19 protein-coding genes are annotated in these 15,111 nt (G+C 71.2%); 8 read left to right on the forward strand and 11 right to left on the reverse strand.

Translation table 11 applies throughout. From position 1 onward, the window contains the following. Positions 1–73: 73 nt before the first annotated feature. From Vse01_RS11640 to Vse01_RS11650, 3 genes are all read right to left on the reverse strand, one after another. Positions 74–478, reverse strand: coding sequence for a cupin domain-containing protein (locus Vse01_RS11640; RefSeq protein ID WP_170863296.1), 405 nt, complete (start codon positions 476–478; stop codon positions 74–76). A gap of 235 nt (positions 479–713) precedes the next feature. Continuing rightward, positions 714–1,121, reverse strand: a complete 408-nt coding sequence (locus Vse01_RS11645; RefSeq protein ID WP_093401931.1) for a hypothetical protein — start codon at positions 1,119–1,121, stop codon at positions 714–716. A gap of 199 nt (positions 1,122–1,320) precedes the next feature. Next, complete coding sequence (locus Vse01_RS11650; protein ID WP_093401932.1) at positions 1,321–1,842, reverse strand: septum formation initiator; 522 nt, start codon at positions 1,840–1,842, stop codon at positions 1,321–1,323. A 103-nt stretch (positions 1,843–1,945) separates the two neighbouring features. Here Vse01_RS11650 and Vse01_RS11655 point away from each other — a divergent pair, with 103 nt between their 5' ends. The 3 genes from Vse01_RS11655 to Vse01_RS11665 all read left to right on the forward strand — a co-directional run bounded on the left by Vse01_RS11655 (position 1,946) and on the right by Vse01_RS11665 (position 4,594). Further along, the gene (locus tag Vse01_RS11655) at positions 1,946–2,638 is read left to right on the forward strand and encodes a response regulator transcription factor (RefSeq protein ID WP_093401933.1); all 693 of its coding nucleotides are present in this window, start codon (positions 1,946–1,948) and stop codon (positions 2,636–2,638) included. Further along, the gene (locus tag Vse01_RS11660) at positions 2,635–3,903 is read left to right on the forward strand and encodes a sensor histidine kinase (protein ID WP_093401934.1); all 1,269 of its coding nucleotides are present in this window, start codon (positions 2,635–2,637) and stop codon (positions 3,901–3,903) included. Before Vse01_RS11655 ends, Vse01_RS11660 begins: the two co-directional genes overlap by 4 nt. A gap of 157 nt (positions 3,904–4,060) precedes the next feature. Further along, a complete protein-coding gene (locus tag Vse01_RS11665; RefSeq protein WP_093401935.1) occupies positions 4,061–4,594 on the forward strand; it encodes a PepSY domain-containing protein in 534 nt (177 codons plus the stop codon). A 71-nt stretch (positions 4,595–4,665) separates the two neighbouring features. Here Vse01_RS11665 and Vse01_RS11670 read toward each other — a convergent pair whose 3' ends face one another. Next, positions 4,666–5,553, reverse strand: a complete 888-nt coding sequence (locus tag Vse01_RS11670; protein WP_093402055.1) for a sulfotransferase domain-containing protein — start codon at positions 5,551–5,553, stop codon at positions 4,666–4,668. A gap of 94 nt (positions 5,554–5,647) precedes the next feature. Between Vse01_RS11670 and Vse01_RS11675 the strand changes: the two genes are divergently transcribed. Beyond that, complete coding sequence (locus tag Vse01_RS11675) at positions 5,648–6,652, forward strand: beta family protein (RefSeq protein ID WP_232511043.1); 1,005 nt, start codon at positions 5,648–5,650, stop codon at positions 6,650–6,652. On the opposite strand, the gene Vse01_RS11680 is transcribed toward Vse01_RS11675, so the two are convergent. The 5 genes from Vse01_RS11680 to Vse01_RS11700 form a co-directional block, all read right to left on the reverse strand. After that, positions 6,636–6,917 carry an adhesin gene (locus Vse01_RS11680; RefSeq protein WP_093401937.1) on the reverse strand — a complete coding sequence of 94 codons (282 nt, stop codon included), beginning with the start codon at positions 6,915–6,917 and terminating at the stop codon, positions 6,636–6,638. The genes Vse01_RS11675 and Vse01_RS11680 overlap by 17 nt on opposite strands. A gap of 193 nt (positions 6,918–7,110) precedes the next feature. Beyond that, positions 7,111–7,428 (reverse strand): hypothetical protein, encoded by a 318-nt coding sequence (locus tag Vse01_RS11685; RefSeq protein ID WP_170863297.1) that lies wholly within the window; start codon positions 7,426–7,428, stop codon positions 7,111–7,113. A gap of 91 nt (positions 7,429–7,519) precedes the next feature. Then, a complete protein-coding gene (locus tag Vse01_RS11690; protein ID WP_093401938.1) occupies positions 7,520–7,867 on the reverse strand; it encodes a DUF1330 domain-containing protein in 348 nt (115 codons plus the stop codon). 102 nt (positions 7,868–7,969) lie between these two features. Further along, positions 7,970–8,506 carry a hypothetical protein gene (locus Vse01_RS11695; RefSeq protein WP_093401939.1) on the reverse strand — a complete coding sequence of 179 codons (537 nt, stop codon included), beginning with the start codon at positions 8,504–8,506 and terminating at the stop codon, positions 7,970–7,972. Positions 8,507–8,652: 146 nt separating this feature from the next. Next, positions 8,653–9,249: a pentapeptide repeat-containing protein gene (locus Vse01_RS11700; protein WP_093401940.1), complete on the reverse strand. Its 597-nt coding sequence runs from the start codon at positions 9,247–9,249 to the stop codon at positions 8,653–8,655. A 78-nt stretch (positions 9,250–9,327) separates the two neighbouring features. On the opposite strand from Vse01_RS11700, the gene Vse01_RS11705 reads away from it, so the two are divergent. The 3 genes from Vse01_RS11705 to Vse01_RS11715 all read left to right on the forward strand — a co-directional run bounded on the left by Vse01_RS11705 (position 9,328) and on the right by Vse01_RS11715 (position 12,796). Next, entirely contained in the window at positions 9,328–10,554 is a 1,227-nt protein-coding gene (locus tag Vse01_RS11705) for a serine hydrolase domain-containing protein (protein WP_170863312.1), read from the forward strand. 46 nt (positions 10,555–10,600) lie between these two features. Next, positions 10,601–11,245 carry an NAD(P)-dependent oxidoreductase gene (locus Vse01_RS11710; protein WP_093401942.1) on the forward strand — a complete coding sequence of 215 codons (645 nt, stop codon included), beginning with the start codon at positions 10,601–10,603 and terminating at the stop codon, positions 11,243–11,245. A 108-nt stretch (positions 11,246–11,353) separates the two neighbouring features. Then, positions 11,354–12,796, forward strand: coding sequence for a M20/M25/M40 family metallo-hydrolase (locus tag Vse01_RS11715; RefSeq protein WP_232511044.1), 1,443 nt, complete (start codon positions 11,354–11,356; stop codon positions 12,794–12,796). A gap of 40 nt (positions 12,797–12,836) precedes the next feature. On the opposite strand, the gene Vse01_RS11720 is transcribed toward Vse01_RS11715, so the two are convergent. After that, positions 12,837–13,301, reverse strand: coding sequence for a PPOX class F420-dependent oxidoreductase (locus tag Vse01_RS11720; RefSeq protein WP_093401943.1), 465 nt, complete (start codon positions 13,299–13,301; stop codon positions 12,837–12,839). A gap of 19 nt (positions 13,302–13,320) precedes the next feature. Next, positions 13,321–13,950, reverse strand: a complete 630-nt coding sequence (locus tag Vse01_RS11725) for a DUF6642 family protein (RefSeq protein ID WP_093402058.1) — start codon at positions 13,948–13,950, stop codon at positions 13,321–13,323. 302 nt (positions 13,951–14,252) lie between these two features. Between Vse01_RS11725 and Vse01_RS11730 the strand changes: the two genes are divergently transcribed. Continuing rightward, positions 14,253–15,041 carry a D-Ala-D-Ala carboxypeptidase family metallohydrolase gene (locus Vse01_RS11730; RefSeq protein ID WP_093401944.1) on the forward strand — a complete coding sequence of 263 codons (789 nt, stop codon included), beginning with the start codon at positions 14,253–14,255 and terminating at the stop codon, positions 15,039–15,041. Positions 15,042–15,111: the final 70 nt, after the last annotated feature.

The following is a 15,111-nucleotide window of genomic DNA, read 5'->3' on the forward strand; positions in this document are numbered from 1 at the left end:
GGGATTCCGGGCCTCATCACGCCGCCTCGCCGGTCTCCGCCGCCCAGGGCGGAGACCGGCGAGGGCGGAGGACTCAGGAGGTGGGAGGTTCGTCCTTCCCGGCGGCCTCGGCGGCGTCAGCCTCCTCCTTGGTGCGGTGCACGGCCTGGTCGGCGTGCTCCGGCGGCCCGTACACGGTGTAGAGCACCAGCGGGTTGGGCCCGGTGTTGACGAAGTTGTGGCGGGTGCCGGCCGGTACGACCACCAGGTCACCCTGTACCACCTCGCGCTTCTCCCCGGCCACTCGCGCCTCACCGGTGCCGCTGACGAAGGTCAGGATCTGGTCGATGTCCTCATGGACCTCCTCACCGATCTCGCCGCCCGGCGGGATCGTCATGATCACCAATTGGGTGTGGTTCCCGGTCCACAGCACCCGCCGGAAGTCCGGGCTCTTCTCGGCGACGGTAGCGATAGTGAAGTGCTCCATGCCCCGACACATACCCCATTGCGGACCGGTCCACGCCGCGCTTCGCAGATGGTGGAATTGGCCACCGCCCCGCGGTTTGGACTGGCGCAGATCGGGGATCGACACCAGCGACCGGTGCGACCCCGGTCATGCCAGGTCCCCGCTGACGTACCGCCGTACGGCTGCGGCGGTGGGAGACGGCCGAGCGCGGCGCGGTTTCGACCCTCGGGTCAACGGCGCCGCGCGCTCGTGTGCGGCGGGCGGTTGCTCAGGAGAGCACGGCCAGGTGGAAGGGACGGTCGGCGGCCGACCCGACACCGTCGAAGGTGGTCACGAAGACGGCGTTCGGAATGCCGGTACGACCCGCGACCGCGATCTGCCCGGCCGGAGCAAGGCCGGTGCTCCCTGGCAGTCCGACGGTGCCGACCAGGCTGGCGCCGGTCACGTCCTGGTCGAAGACCACCTGGTACATCCCGGTCCGCAACCGGTTGGCCGCCGCCGCGCCCAGCCCTCGGACCAGGTGACCGTCGGCGTCGACCACGGCGAAGAGGACTCTCGCGGTCGATGGCATGCCGCCGCCGGCGCAGGTGGTGTGTTCGGCCTCGGCGTGGGCCGTGGCCTCGTCCCCCGGCACCGGCTGCGGTGCGCCTCTGCTCCTGGCTCTCGCGCTGGACATCGGACTCCTTCCCGAACCGGCCGAGCGGCCCTGGCGTGTTGAGTTGGTTGCGGTGCCTAAAGGGGGATCAGCGCCGATCAGCCCCCTTTGTGCCTCGAACGTATGTCGCGTTCCCTGTCGGCAGCCAGGCGATAGACTGTCCGATACGGGACATTTGATCTGTTGATCATGCCATTGACCTGCGGTGATACCTGAACGCTCAGTCGTCGTCGAGGTCGACGGTGGGCACCCCGCCCGCGCATCGCACGGACAGCTCGTACTCGCCGCTCGGCCCGACGAACGTGACGTCCGCGTCGTCGTCCGGGCCACGATCGACGTCGTCGACCCGGTAACCCGGTCGCGCGCTCCAGGAAACCAGGTAGACCCCGCCCGGCACGCACTCGGCAACCGCGCTGCCGCCCACCGTGGAGAAGCCGCGCCGGTTGCCCGGCTCCGTGCCCGGGTCGCCCGGCGACACCGGGCTCGACGGCGACCCGTCCGGGCCGGCACCGCTCGGCCCGGCGCCGGGCGACGGGGTACCCGTCGGCGCGCCACCGGGGGATCCGGTCCCGGCCGGGACCGGATCGGCGAGCGCGCGGGCGATCTCCTCCTGGCTGCGGACCCCACCGGGCGTCCCGGTGAGACTCTCACCCACCAACCGGATCGCGGCGAGCCCGATCAGGGTGGCGACGACCGCGGTGGCCAGCCATCCGGCCACGGCGAGCAAGGTTCGACGGCCCATCACCCGACTATCCCCGATCACCGGTTGGGGCTACCTTCGGGCAACGCTAAGGGACGGTTAACGAAACCGGCCCACGCCGATCGCCGGGGATACCCTGCCTGCTGTGGCCCGCCTGCTGCTGATCGAGGACGACCTGACCATCCGCGCCCCGCTGGTGCGGGCGCTGCGCGAGCGGGGACACGCCGTGGCCGCCGCCTCTACCGCGATGACCGGGCTGCGCGACGCCCTTGACGACCGCCCCGATCTGGTCGTACTCGACCTCGGGCTGCCCGACCTGGACGGCCGCGAGCTGCTGCGGATGCTGCGGGCTGTCAGCGTCGTCCCGGTCATCGTGGCCACCGCCCGCGACGACGAGCGGGAAATCGTCCAGGTGCTCGACGCGGGGGCCGACGACTACGTGGTCAAGCCGTTCACCGCCGCCCAACTCGACGCGCGGGTACGCGCGGTGCTACGTCGCGGACCAGGTGGACCGACGGAGGATCCAACGGTGGTGGTCGGTGGGCTGCGCATCGACCCCCGCTCCCGGCAGGTCAGCCTCGACGGCGCGCCGGTCGAGCTGACCCCGCGCGAGTTCGACCTGTTGCGGCATCTGGCCAGCCGGGTCGGTGAGGTGGTGACCAAGCGGGAGTTGCTGACCGAGGTGTGGCAGATCCCGTACGGCGGGGCGGACAAGACCGTTGACGTGCATCTGTCCTGGCTGCGCCGCAAGCTCGGCGAGAGCGCCCAGCAGCCGCGCTACCTGCACACGGTACGCGGAGTCGGGGTGCGGCTGGTCGCTCCGGAGGTCGGCGGGTGAGGGCGCGCCTGGCGCTGCTGGTGGCCGCGGTAAGCGTCCTCATCGTGATCGCTTTCCTGGTGCCGCTGGCGTTGCTGCTGCGTACCGCCGCCGAGGACCGGGCGACGGTACGGGCCACCGCCGACGCGCAGAGCCTCGCTCCCGTGGTGGGCGCCGCCGACGCGGAGACCGTACGGCTGACCGTCGAACAGCTCGCCGCCGAGTCGGCCCGGCCGGTCAGCGTGTTCCTGCCGGACGGCACGGTGCTCGGCTCGAACGCCACCCGCACCCCGGCGGTGGAGTTGGCCGAACGCGGGCAGAGCCTCACCGCCGAGACGGCCGACGGCCGGGAGGTGGTAATCGCGGTGCAGGGCCGCACGGACGGCACCACCGTGATCCGCACCGTGGTGCCGCGGGCGGAGATGACCGCCGGCGTGGGTCGTGCCTGGCTGGTGCTCGCCCTGCTCGGAGCGCTGCTGGTGCTGATCGCCCTGGCCGTCGCCGACCGTCTGGCCCGCACGCTGGTCCGCCCGATCAGCGAGCTCTCGGAGGTCTCGCACCGGTTGGCCAACGCCGAGCTGGACGCGCGGGTGAGCCCGTCGGGGCCGGTCGAGTTGCGCGAGGTGGGTGGCGCCCTCAACCACCTCGCCGGCCGGATTCAGGAGTTGCTGGTGCACGAGCGGGAACAGGTGGCCGATCTGTCGCACCGGCTGCGTACGCCGCTGACCGCCCTGCGGCTGGAGGCCGAGTCGCTGCGCGACCCGCAGGACGCCGCCCGGGTGATCGACGCGGTGGACGGCCTTGAGCGGGCGGTCACCGGTCTGATCCGGCAGGCCCGCTGGCGTACGCCCACCGATGGCACGGTGATCGCCGACGCCGCGACCACCGTGGCGGACCGGGTCGCCTTCTGGTCGGTGCTGGCGGAGGAGACCGGCCGCGCGGTCGATCTCGACCTGGCACCCGGCCCGGTTCCGGTCGCCGTCGCCGCCGACGAGCTGGCCGCCGCGCTGGACGCCCTGCTCGGCAACGTCTTCGCGCACACCCCGGACGGCACCCCCTTCGCCGTCCGGCTCCGTGCCGTCGGCGACCAGGTGGTCCTGACGGTCACCGACGAAGGCCCCGGCATCACGGCCGACCTGGTACGCCGAGGGGCGAGCCAGGCCGGCTCGACCGGACTCGGGCTCGACATCGCCCGCCGGGCGGCCCAGGCCAGCGGCGGCCGACTGGCCCTGGGCGAGCGCACCGGCGGCGGCGCAGAAGTGGAACTCTGGCTCGGCCGCGCGTAACCCCCGCCGCGCCCGACCTGGCCCGCCCCGCCGCGCCCGCCGACCTGGCCCCGCCCGTGAGCAGGTCCGATGTTAACCGGGGCTTAGGGTTCGGACAGCGCGCTGCTATCGCGGCACGGCCGATCCTCGATGCAACAACCGAGGAGAGGTGTAGACGATGAAGCGCAACCCCCTGATCCTGGCGTCGGTCGGCGGCGCGGCGGCGGTGCTCGCGGCGGCCGGGGTGTTCCTCGGCGTCGCGGCGGCGGACGACAATCCGGCACGGCAGACGACCCTGACCGCCGCGACCGGCGCCCCGACGACCGCGGCTGTTCCCGCCGACCCCACCGGCCCCGCGACCGCCGACCCGAGCGGCACCACCACTGCCGACCCGAGCAGCGCCGCATCCACCGTTCCGGTGCAGACCCAGTCGGCGACGGAGGGTGATGCGGTAAGCCGGGAGCGGGCCGGTGAGATCGCTCTGGCGCAGGCCGGTGGTGGACAGATCACCGAGACCGACCGGGACGAGGAGAACGGCCGGGCCGTCTGGGAGGTCGAAATCGTCAACGGCGGCACCGAGCACGAGATCGACGTCGACCGGCAGTCCGGTGAGGTCGTCAAGGCCGAGCAGGAGCCGGTGGACGACGACCGGGACGACGATGACGACCAGGACGACGATGACGACGACGATGACGACCGGGACGACGACTGACCCGGTCGGCGGGCCGTAGCCGGCTCGATCAGCGCCCCGGAGCGGCACCCGCCGCTCCGGGGCGCCGGCGTTCACGCCTCGGCACGGTGGAGCCAGGCCAGCAGGTCCGGCGGCGCCAGGGCGGCGACCCGGGAGCGGTAGTGGGCGCGCGCCGCTGCGTCCAGCAGTTCGTCGCCCTGACCGGACCGACCGCTGCGGAAGAAGGCGCTGCGTTCCTTCAGCACGCCGGCGGCGTCGGGCGCGAGCCGGTCGGCGCGGTCCCGCATCCGGTCGAAGGTGGCCGCTTCCACCAGGTCCGGTCCGGGCGGTTCGAGGTCCAGGCGTTCGGCCAGGTGTCGCATCTGCCCGGTCAGGTCGGCCCGAAGGTCGTCGTAGTGGACGAGGTGCACGTTCGGCTGGTGCCGGCGGGCCCAGGCGTCGCGTAGATGCCACATGAAACCCGGCAGTGAATCCAGTTCGGCGCGTGGATCCGGATTCGCGTCGATCCAGCGTACGAGCGCCTGCTCGACCGACGGACGAGGGCTCTCCGGCTCCGGTGTCGCGGGCTGGCCGGTCAGCTCGGCGAGCCGGGCGCGATTCAGATTGGCACTCTGGTGGTGCAGCGAGACCGCCGCGTCGAGCGGATGGCGGGCCACCACCACGTAGTGCACCCGGGGATCAATCGGTACCCCGTCGAGCGGAGTGTGGGTCTTGATGAAGCGGCGGTGCCGCTGGGCGGCCAGCCGCGCGTACACCCGCTCCTGCGGCTCGACCAGCCAGTCGAGCCAGGGTGACAGCTCGGTCAGCGGTGCCGGCAGTTCCGGCGTACGCAACACCAGCAGAGCGCAGATCATCTGCATCCAGGTCGTCCCGCTCTTGGAGCGGGTGCTGATCACGATGTCCCCGGGACGGAAGGGGAAGTCCTCCCAGCGGGCGCTGTCCTCGTCGGCGGACCGGTACCGGGTCGGTGCGTCAGACACCACGCGAGGATAGTCAGGCAGTTGACACCTGTCCGGCGATTTCCCGCTGCTCCGCTCTGGGTGGTGGGTAATCGTCTGGCTACATTGAATTATGATGCCCGCCCCCGGAGGACGGGCGGAGGAGCCGGTCTACCGTCCTGTCCTCACCGCACGGCGCGGGGAGCTGGAGGCGCTCGGCCACCTCGACGACGCCCTCGCCCCGATGCTCAGCCCGATCCTGCAACTGTCCGAAGTCGACAAAACTGTCATCGGCCCGCTGACCCGACTGCCCCCCGGGCTGCTTCCCGCCGTCGACATCGGTGTCCTACCCGACACCACGGCATCCGCGTTGGCCTGCCGGGGCGTACCGCTGGTGCCGGTGATCGGCCTGACGGACGGTGAGCGGCGGTTGGCGGCGCTCGGTGCCACGGCTCGCGCGCAGACCCAACGGGGCGTGGTACGCCTGCGGCTACGCCAGGATCGGGCCGGCCCCGACGCCACCACCACGGCCGTGGAGCGGATCGGCAGACACGCACGGCTGGCCCCTGAGCAGTGTGATCTGGTGCTCGACTGTGGTGACGTGTGCTGCCCGGCCGACGTTCGGCTGGCCGAGCCCCGGGTCCGGCGGATGCTGGACTGGACCCGCCGGCACGCCTGGCGTTCGGTGAGCGTGGTGGCCGGCGGCATGCCGCCGGCCCTGTCCCGCCTGCCCATCGACGAGCCGGTCCGGGTGGATCGCTGGGACTGGCTGCTCTGGCAGCGACTGGCCGACCTGGGTGTCACCTTCGGCGACTACGGCGTGGCCTCGGCCGCTGCCCAGCCGGCCGTCGACCGGCACCTCACGGTCCCCTACACCGGCGACGGCGCCTGGTTGATCCACCGCTGGTCGCGCCGCCGCGGGCAGGGCGACCAGCGGATCGCCGACCTGTGTCGCACGCTGGTGTCGGGCCCGCACTGGCCGGCCACGGGCGCGAGCTTCTCCTGGGGCGATCAGGAGATCGCGCGCCGAGCGAGGCGGGGTGCCGGGGCCGGCTCGGCTACCAACTGGATGGCGTGGAGCACCTCACACCATCTGGCCCACGTACTGAACGCGCTGGCCCGAGCTACTCCTTCTCGGTGAACCCGAACTGCACGACACCCTCGTCGTCGACGGTCGCGTCGACCGAGGCATCACCGAGCAGGTCGGCCGCATCGGAATCGAGGAAGATCCGGGCGCCCTGGTTGTCGACCACGTGGTCGCCCTCGATCGGCGCGGGCACCAACTCGACGGTGAGCGAGCCGGCGGTGGTGTCCGCGGCGATGCGTACGCCGCCGCCCTCGGAGACGTCCTGCTGCGCGGCAAGATCACGGATCACCAGGACGGCATTGTCGGTCATCGTGAGCATGGTGGGACTCCTCGTGGGTTTCTGGGCTCCCAGGCGGTGCCACCCACCGCCACATCGGGGCAGCTCAAGGCCCCTCCAGGCCCCAACGTTGCCCGCTGTCGAGGCGTCCGTCAAATAGAGCGATGTCAGCGCGACACAAGGCATGACGGCCGGTTGTACGGGTATTCGAGTGGGTTACGGCTCCTTACGCCGCTCAGGCCGGAGGCCGGGGCGGCAGCGGGGCAGCGGGATCACCGCGCTCGATCAACGCGGCGATGTCGGCGTCGTGCAGACCGCGTAGCGCGAGCACCCGGGTGCCCCACCGATGCAGTCGGCATGGGTGCGGGCTGGCGTCGTTGCGGCAGACCGTGCCGCCCGACCAGCGTCGTGGCGCGTGCACCACGACAGCCCGCACGGCGAACTGGGCATCCTCGGCGGTCACGTACGGCGGCAGCGGGATCTCCCGCAACCCCACCCCGGACCGCTCACCGGTGGGCGGAGCGGGACGGACGGTACTGCTGCTGCTGTTCATCGGCCTGGCCTCCACACAGGACGGTCGAACACGGACAGCAGGACGTTACGACCCGGTGGACCCGGGGTGACGGACAAACTGTCCCGTGGGCTCAGCCGGTCGCCGTCTGCGCCCGCAGCGCCGCCGCGGTCCGGCCGGGGTCATAGCCCGGTCCCACCCCGTCGAAGATGATCGCCGAGGCGTCGATGTGACGGGTACGCAGCGGCAGGATCTCCTGGTAGGCCGGCGAGTCGTACCAGGCGTGAGCCTGCTGCCGGTCGGGAAACTCGAGGATGACCACGCTGCCCGGCCACTCACCCTCGCGTACGTCCACCTCCGGACCGTGCACCACGAACCGGCCGCCGTACGGCTCCAGCGTGGCCTGGATCCGCTCCAGGTAGGTCAGAATATCCTCGTTGACCTGCGGGTTCCGCAGGTGCGCCAACGCGAAAGCGGGCATTGCTCGTCCTCCCCGGGTCGTCTCCGTCGTGTGGGACGGTCGCCGACCAGGCTACTGCCGAAGCGGGCCACCGGCCGGGCAACGACCGGCCGGCGGCCCCGCTCAGCCGAGCGCCGCGGTGAGCCGGGCGATCTGTGCTGCCTCCGTGAGCGTGCTGCCCTGACCCCGGACGTAGCGCCCGGTGCAGAAGAGCGTCACCCGGTAACCGCCCACAAGCGTGGCCACGCTGGAGCCGTCGCAGTTCGGGCCGCCGGCGAGCCGCATCGTCACCAACTCCCTAGCCTCGACCGCGGCATCGGTGAGGTTGCTGCCGAAGCTGTCGGTGTAGCGGCCCGGGCAGTAGATCGACACGCTGCGCCCACCGACCAACGAGCCCACAGTCGACCCGCTGCACCGCTCGCCGTAGGTGAGGTAGAGCTGGTACAGGCGCAGCGCCTCCAGGTTGGCCTCGGTGAGCGTGGTGCCGAAACCGTCGAAGTGCCCCGCAGCACCACAGTAGATCTTCACCCGATGACCCCCGACGAGCGCCTGGGTCGACGCGGTGGAACAGCTGGCGGCCATCGCCGGTCCCGCCGGAACCACAAGCGCGACAAGGGTCAGCGCGGTCGCGACGAGCGCGGCCTGGATGGTACGGAACATCGGACATCATCCTCCGTCAGTCGGGGACAGGGGTATGGACGGCCAGTGCGCACCTGGCCGTACGAACCATTAGAGACGCCGGCCACGGGGAGACGGAGCCTGATTCACATAGAAGACAGAGAATTCATGTCTTCGCCATGACGGCTTCAGCCCCGGATATCGAAGCCCAGCGCCCGGGCCAGGGTCGCCGCCTGCATCACGTCGATGACCGTCCCGGCCCGGTGCACCGTGGCCGGATCCAGCCCGGCCAGATCACTGCCGCGCAGGTCCGCACCGGAGAGCCGGGCGCCGCGCCACTGCACGTCGGACAGGTCGCACCCGGTCAGCGACGCGCCCGTCAGGTCGGCCCCGGACAGGTCGGTCTCCCGCATCCGCACGCCGGTGAAGCGCGCGCCGCGCAGGTCGCCACCGGCGAGGGTGAGGAACGACCAGTCACCTCCGGTCACCGTCAACGGCCGCAGATCACAGCGGTCGAAGGTGCTGCCCAGCAGCTTGCAGCCGGTGAACTCCGCCTCGAAGAGGTTGCACCGGACGAAGGCGCACCGGGTGAAGGCCGAGTCGGCGTGCCGGGAGACGTTGAACGCCACGTCGCCGAAGGTGCAGCCCTCGAAGACCGCGCCCTGACTGGTCGCCTCGGTGAGATCCACCCGGTGGAAGGTGCAGTTGACGAAGTGCCGGTCGGCCAGGTCCTCGGCGTACCAGTCCTCGTCGTGGAAGGTGACGTCCTCAGTCGGCTCCGGCATGTCCCGCAGGCTAACCAGTGACCCCGACAACATGCCTTCCCGCCGCGCGTACCGGCCGGTAGGTTCGCTGAGGTGAGCATGGCACCCAGCATCGAGCCGGAGCAGGTCGGATTCGACCCGACGCGGCTGGCCCGGATCGACGAACACTTCGCCGGCTACGTCGACGCCGGCCGGCTCGCCGGCTGGCAGGCGGTGGTCACCCGGCGCGGCGAGATCGCGCACAGTTCGACGTACGGGCTGCGGGACCGCGAGGCGGGCACGCCGGTGCAGCCGGACACCCTCTGGCGGATCTACTCGATGACCAAGCCGATCACCTCGGTCGCGGCGATGATGCTGTGGGAGGAGGGCCGCTTCGAGCTGACCGACGAGATCGGGCGCTGGCTGCCCGAGTTCGCCGACATGCGGGTCTACTCGAAGGGTTCGACGCTCAAGCCGTACACCGTGCCGGCGATCGAGCCGATCCGGATCTGGCACCTGCTCACCCACACCGCCGGGTTGACCTACGGCTTCATGCAGACGTCGGTGGTCGACGGGTTGTACCGGGCCGCCGGCTACGACCTCTACCCACCGGCCGAGGTCGACCTGGCCGACGCCTGCCGGGTCTTCGGTGAGCTGCCGCTGCTGTTCCAGCCCGGTACCGCCTGGGGCTACTCGGTCGCCACCGACGTGCTCGGCCGGCTGATCGAGGTGGTCTCCGGGCAGAGCCTGGACACCTTCCTGACCGAACGGATCCTGCGTCCGCTGGGCATGGGCGACACCCGTTGGCACGTCGACGGCGCCGACGCCGAGCGGCTGGCCGCCCTGTACGTGCCGGATCCGGCGTCCGGTCGCGCGGTGCGGCACGACGCGCTGGGCGCGCTGGCGTACGAGAAGCCGGTGCTGCTCTCCGGCGGCGGTGGGCTGATCTCGTCGGCCGCCGACTACCACCGCTTCACCCAACTGCTGCTGCGCGGCGGCGAACTGGACGGCACGCGTCTGCTCGGTCCCCGCACGGTGCGCTTCATGGCTCGCAACCACCTGCCCGGCGGGCAGGACCTGGGCACGCTGTCCACCGGCGGGTTCGCCGAGACCAACCTGGACGGCATCGGGTTCGGCCTCGGCTTCGCGGTCGTCGACGACCCGGTGCCGAGCCGGGTGCCGAGCAGCGTTGGCGAGTACTACTGGGGCGGCGTGGCCAGCACCGCGTTCTGGGTCGACCCGGTCGAGGAGATCACCGCCATGTTCTTCACCCAGCTGATGCCGTCGAGCACCTGGCCCATCCGGCCGCAGCTACGCCAACTGGTCTACTCGGCACTTGTCGACTGAGCCGTTCCGCCGACACCCACCCGACCGAATCCCTAGCCTGGGAGGCGTGGTCAACATCGTCGTGTTCGGTGCGGCCGGCACCGCGGGTTCCCGGATCGTCAGGGAGGCGTTCAACCGAGGGCACCGGGTGGTGGCTGCGGTACGCCGCCCCGAGGCGGACGCGTCGTACCTGCCGGCCGGGGTTCGGGTCGTCACCGGTGACGCGACGAGTGAGCGGAGTGTGCGGGAACTGGCGCCGGAGGCGGACGCGCTTGTGGTGGCGATCGGCGGCGGCGACCGTACGCTGTGGCCCGACGCGGCGCGGACCCTGCTCGCCGCGTTGCGCGGAATGCCGGCGGCACCTCGGGTGATCCACATCGGCGGCGGCGCCACCCTGCTCAACCCGGCGGGTGGCCGGCTGCTGGACGACCCGGACTTTCCCGACGAGTACCGCGACTCCGCGTTGGGGCAGGCGGAGGCCCTGGACCTCTACCGCTCCTCGGCCGACGGGGTGACCTGGACGTACGTCAGCCCGCCGCCGCTTGAGTTCCACCCGGGCGAGCGCACCGGCCGATACCGCACCGGCACCGACCAGCCGGTGACCGACGCGCAGGGCCGCAGCGTGCTCAGCTACGAGGACCTGGCGGTCGCGGTGGTCGACGAGATCGAGAACGGGCGCTTCCGGAACATGCGCTTCACCGCCGCCTACTGATCTCTGATCTTGAGCGCCGGCAGCCCGCCGGATAGATTCGAGTCTCTGTGACCCGGGGCGTCACACCCCTGACGCGCGGGTCGGACCTCGAATCAGGAGGGCGCCGTCTTGGCCTCGCTCGACGACACCGTGACAACCCCGCACGAATCGTCCCGCACCACCGGATCAGGTTCGCTCAACCGGCGACGGATGTTGACCGTCGCACTCGGTGGCGCCGCCGCCGTGACGCTGCCCGCCCCCGCCTGGGCGGCCGCCGACCGGCGTCCGGGCGCGCACCGGCCCCCGACCCTCACCCCCCACGACCGGATCGTCGTCGCGCAGCTGTCGGCAGAGCGTGCCCTGCAACACCTGAAGGTGCTCTCCGAGGACATCGGCCCACGCATCGGCGGCACCGACTCGGAGCGCCGGGCGGCGCACTACATCGCCGGCCAGCTCGACCGGCTGCGCTACGACACCACGCTGCAACCCTTCCCGGTCGCCGACAAGTTCCTCGCCCAGCTCAGCTCGCCGGCCGGGCTGCCTCGGGACCTGAACTGGCAGGTCGGCGCGAGCGGACAGGCCGCGTTGGACACCAGGATCACCGCGCCCGTGGTCGATGTCGGCGCGGGTACGCCCGGCGACTACCCGGCCGACGTCAGTGGCCGGATCGTACTTGTGGACTATGTCGCGGCCCAGCGCGAACAGCTCGCCGCCACCGCCGTGGCGGCCGGGGCGGCAGCCGTGGTCTTCCTGCCGGCCGACCTGGTGGCACCCCGTCGCGCGTCGGCGTTCTCTCCCACCCTGCCCGGCTCCGCCGCCGAGCCGCTGCCGATCCCGGTCGTCGGGGTGGCTCAGGCGCAGAAGCACCGGCTGCGTGCGTTGCTGGCGGCCGGGCCACTCACCCTGACCGTCGCCACCACCGCCCATCGGGGGTTGACCTCGCACAACGTGTTTGGTGAGCGACGTGGTCGGGCGGGCCGCAACGGCCCGGTCGTCATGGTCAGCGCCCACTACGACTCGGTCATCGGTGCGCCGGGTGCCAACGACGACGGCTCGGGCACCGTGCTCTGCCTGGAACTGGCCCGGGTGTTGAAGGCGGTGCCGATCAACGCCACGGTGCGGTTCGCCCTGTGGGGCTCGGAGGAGCAGGGGTTGATCGGTTCGCGCTACTACGTGGCTCAACTGCCCCAGCCCGAGCGGGACCGGATCCTCGCCGTCTACCAGAACGACATGGTCGCCACCAGCTGGGACCCGGCGACCCGGTACTGGTTGTTGTCGTTCACCGGCGAGAGCAACCGGGCCACCGACGAGGTCTCCGCCGCCGCCCGGCGGCTCGGCTACGAGCCGCGGATCTCACCGGTGACCCAGCGCGGCGCCAGCGACCACCAGTCTTTCCAGGAGGTCGGCATCGCCAGCGCGAACTTCTCCTGGCGCGGCGAGGAGTCACCGGCGTTGCTGGAGCCGCCGTACCACAGCCCCGAGGACACCATCGCCAAGAACATCAGCCTGGAACGGCTCCAGGTCTCGATGGAACTGATCGGCTGCGCCGCGTACGCGACGGCTCGGCGCTGAACCCCGGCGGGGCGCGGCACTTCGCCGCGCCCCGCCCGGGTCAGTCGGCCAGTCGAGCCGGAAAGCCGCCGGTCGCCACCGGCCCCCACCCGGTGATGGTGATCCTGATCAACGACTTGCCCTGCCGCCGCATCGCCGCCCGGTACTCATCCCAGTCCGGATGCTCACCGGAGATGCTGCGGAAGTACTCCACAAGCGGTTCGAGGGCTTCGGGCAGGTCCAGCACCTCGGCGGTGCCGTCGACCTGCACCCACGGGCCGTTCCAGTCGTCGGAGAGCACACAGGCCGACACGCGGGGGTCGCGGCGGACGTTGGCGACCTTCGCGCGCTCCGGATAGCTGGAGATCACCAGCCGGCCCTCGGTGTCCAACCCGGCGGCGACCGGCGAGGACTGCGGCCGGCCGTCGGCGCGGGTGGTCATCAGCACCACCCGGTGCCGGGGGCGGAGAAACTCGACAAGTTCGTCCCGGTCGACCCGGGTGTTACGAGCGATCATGCGTGCCATCGCTCGTTTCTACCAGCACTCAGGCGTGCTGACCGGCGGACGGCTGGCTGGGTACGCGGGGGCGCAGCGAGGGTCGCCAGGCCCGGCCGTTGGCGTAGATGATCCGGAAGCCCAGGTACGAGGCGAGCGGCGCCCAGTGCGCCGAGCCCATCCGCAGCTCGGCGGCGTTGTGCCGGCGGCCGTTGGCGAGCACGTCGAGCAGGACGGTCTCGAACGCCGCTGACTCGACCCAGTCCACCTCGCGGGTGAAGCCGCAGATCAATGCGGCGCCGGTGACGTCGAGAAAGTCCCGCAGCACCGGCTCGGGGGCGCGCAGCACCGAGCAGCTGCCGAAGTAGAGACGGCGCCCCTCGCAGCGTCCAGCCATCAGGTCGGCCACCTCGGTGAGTTCGACCGAGTGCCAGTCGGTGAGGCACAACCGGTTCGGTTCGCCGTGCATGGCGAAGAAGCCGAGCCGATGGTCGGCGTACTGCTTCAGCAGCCAACGGTCGATGAAGTAGAACAGCTCGTCCCGGGTGGCCGCGTCCTTGTGAATGAAGCGGACCTTGCCCAGCCGTTCGAGCAGTTCCAGGGTGGGCAGCACGGACCCGCGCTCGTTGAGATCCCGGTGCCACTGGCCCTCGACGCAGAAGATGCCACCACGCGCCACGCCCACCTCCCCGTCCTCGCCGGCGCTGACGTTACCGGGCCGGTCGACCGGGAGAACATCACCCTCCGTGTCACCGGTTGCGGCATTCCGCACTGAAGTGGCTTCTCTACCGCCCCTAGGTACCGATTGCCGGATTCATAAACGGGCCCAATTCCCAGCCAATGCTCAGGTACGGTGAATTGCGAGGACAATTCTCGTTTATCCCCTCCAATCGGCTGCCCCGGTGCGAGGGTGGATCCACGGGACAGCCCGGTCGAAGTCCCGGAGGCCATCCCATTCACTCTCCTATCGGGAGGACTTCTGTGCGCGTACACACCTTGAAACGGGCAGTCGTCGCCCTCGCCCTGGCCCTGCCGGGCGCCGCGATCGCCTCGGTGGTCGCCGCGCCAGCGGCCCATGCCGACGGCTGCTACACCTGGGACCGCAACCTCTACCAGGGTCGCTCCGGCAGCGACGTGCGGGAGCTGCAACTACGGATAGCCGGCTGGGCCGGCAACAACAACGTCGTGGAGCTGGACGGACGGTTCGGCCCGAAGACCGCCGCCGCGGTTCGCCGCTTCCAGTCCGCGTACGGCCTCCGGGTCGACGGGATCGCCGGCCCGCAGACGTTCCGGAAGCTGTACCAGCTCCAGGACAACAACTGCACGCCCCGGCACTTCGCCTACCGCGAGATGGACGACGGCTGCGGCGGCAGCGGATGGGACGGCGGCCCGCTGAGCACCACCCAGACGCGGCAGAACGCGCTGCGCACCATGTGGAAGCTGGAGGCGCTGCGCAAGAGCCTCGGCGACCAGCCGCTGATCGTCACCAGCGGGTTCCGCAGCCGCACCTGCAACAACCGGGTGGGCGGGGCGTCGGACAGCCAGCACCTCTACGGCAACGCCGCCGACCTCATCTCGAACGACAGGTCGCTGTGCCAGATCGCCCGCCAGGCCCGCAACCACGGCTTCAGCGGCATCATCGGGCCCGGCGTCTCCGGCCACAACACCCACGTCCACGTGGACTCGCGGCGGGAGAACAACCAGGACCGCAGCGCGAACAACACCTACTGGGCGGCGCCCAACTGCGGAATTCCCGCCGGGAACCGCTGATCGCAGCATGCATCGCGACGCCGGCCCGGGCGCGGGCGGGGAATGACCCCGCGCTCCGGGCCGGCGTCGT

Origin of the sequence: Micromonospora sediminimaris (assembly GCF_016863575.1) — a bacterium.
Lineage (GTDB): Bacteria > Actinomycetota > Actinomycetes > Mycobacteriales > Micromonosporaceae > Micromonospora > Micromonospora sediminimaris.

Excerpts from the sequence above, each read along its gene's own strand:
- Vse01_RS11640 (WP_170863296.1), bottom strand. The coding sequence starts at position 478 with ATGTGTCGGGGCATGGAGCACTTCACTATCGCTACCGTCGCCGAGAAG.
- Vse01_RS11645 (WP_093401931.1), bottom strand. The coding sequence starts at position 1,121 with ATGTCCAGCGCGAGAGCCAGGAGCAGAGGCGCACCGCAGCCGGTGCCG.
- Vse01_RS11650 (WP_093401932.1), bottom strand. The coding sequence starts at position 1,842 with ATGGGCCGTCGAACCTTGCTCGCCGTGGCCGGATGGCTGGCCACCGCG.
- Vse01_RS11665 (WP_093401935.1), top strand. The coding sequence starts at position 4,061 with ATGAAGCGCAACCCCCTGATCCTGGCGTCGGTCGGCGGCGCGGCGGCG.
- Vse01_RS11675 (WP_232511043.1), top strand. The coding sequence starts at position 5,648 with ATGCCCGCCCCCGGAGGACGGGCGGAGGAGCCGGTCTACCGTCCTGTC.
- Vse01_RS11680 (WP_093401937.1), bottom strand. The coding sequence starts at position 6,917 with ATGCTCACGATGACCGACAATGCCGTCCTGGTGATCCGTGATCTTGCC.
- Vse01_RS11685 (WP_170863297.1), bottom strand. The coding sequence starts at position 7,428 with ATGAACAGCAGCAGCAGTACCGTCCGTCCCGCTCCGCCCACCGGTGAG.
- Vse01_RS11690 (WP_093401938.1), bottom strand. The coding sequence starts at position 7,867 with ATGCCCGCTTTCGCGTTGGCGCACCTGCGGAACCCGCAGGTCAACGAG.
- Vse01_RS11695 (WP_093401939.1), bottom strand. The coding sequence starts at position 8,506 with ATGTTCCGTACCATCCAGGCCGCGCTCGTCGCGACCGCGCTGACCCTT.
- Vse01_RS11700 (WP_093401940.1), bottom strand. The coding sequence starts at position 9,249 with ATGCCGGAGCCGACTGAGGACGTCACCTTCCACGACGAGGACTGGTAC.
- Vse01_RS11705 (WP_170863312.1), top strand. The coding sequence starts at position 9,328 with ATGGCACCCAGCATCGAGCCGGAGCAGGTCGGATTCGACCCGACGCGG.
- Vse01_RS11720 (WP_093401943.1), bottom strand. The coding sequence starts at position 13,301 with ATGGCACGCATGATCGCTCGTAACACCCGGGTCGACCGGGACGAACTT.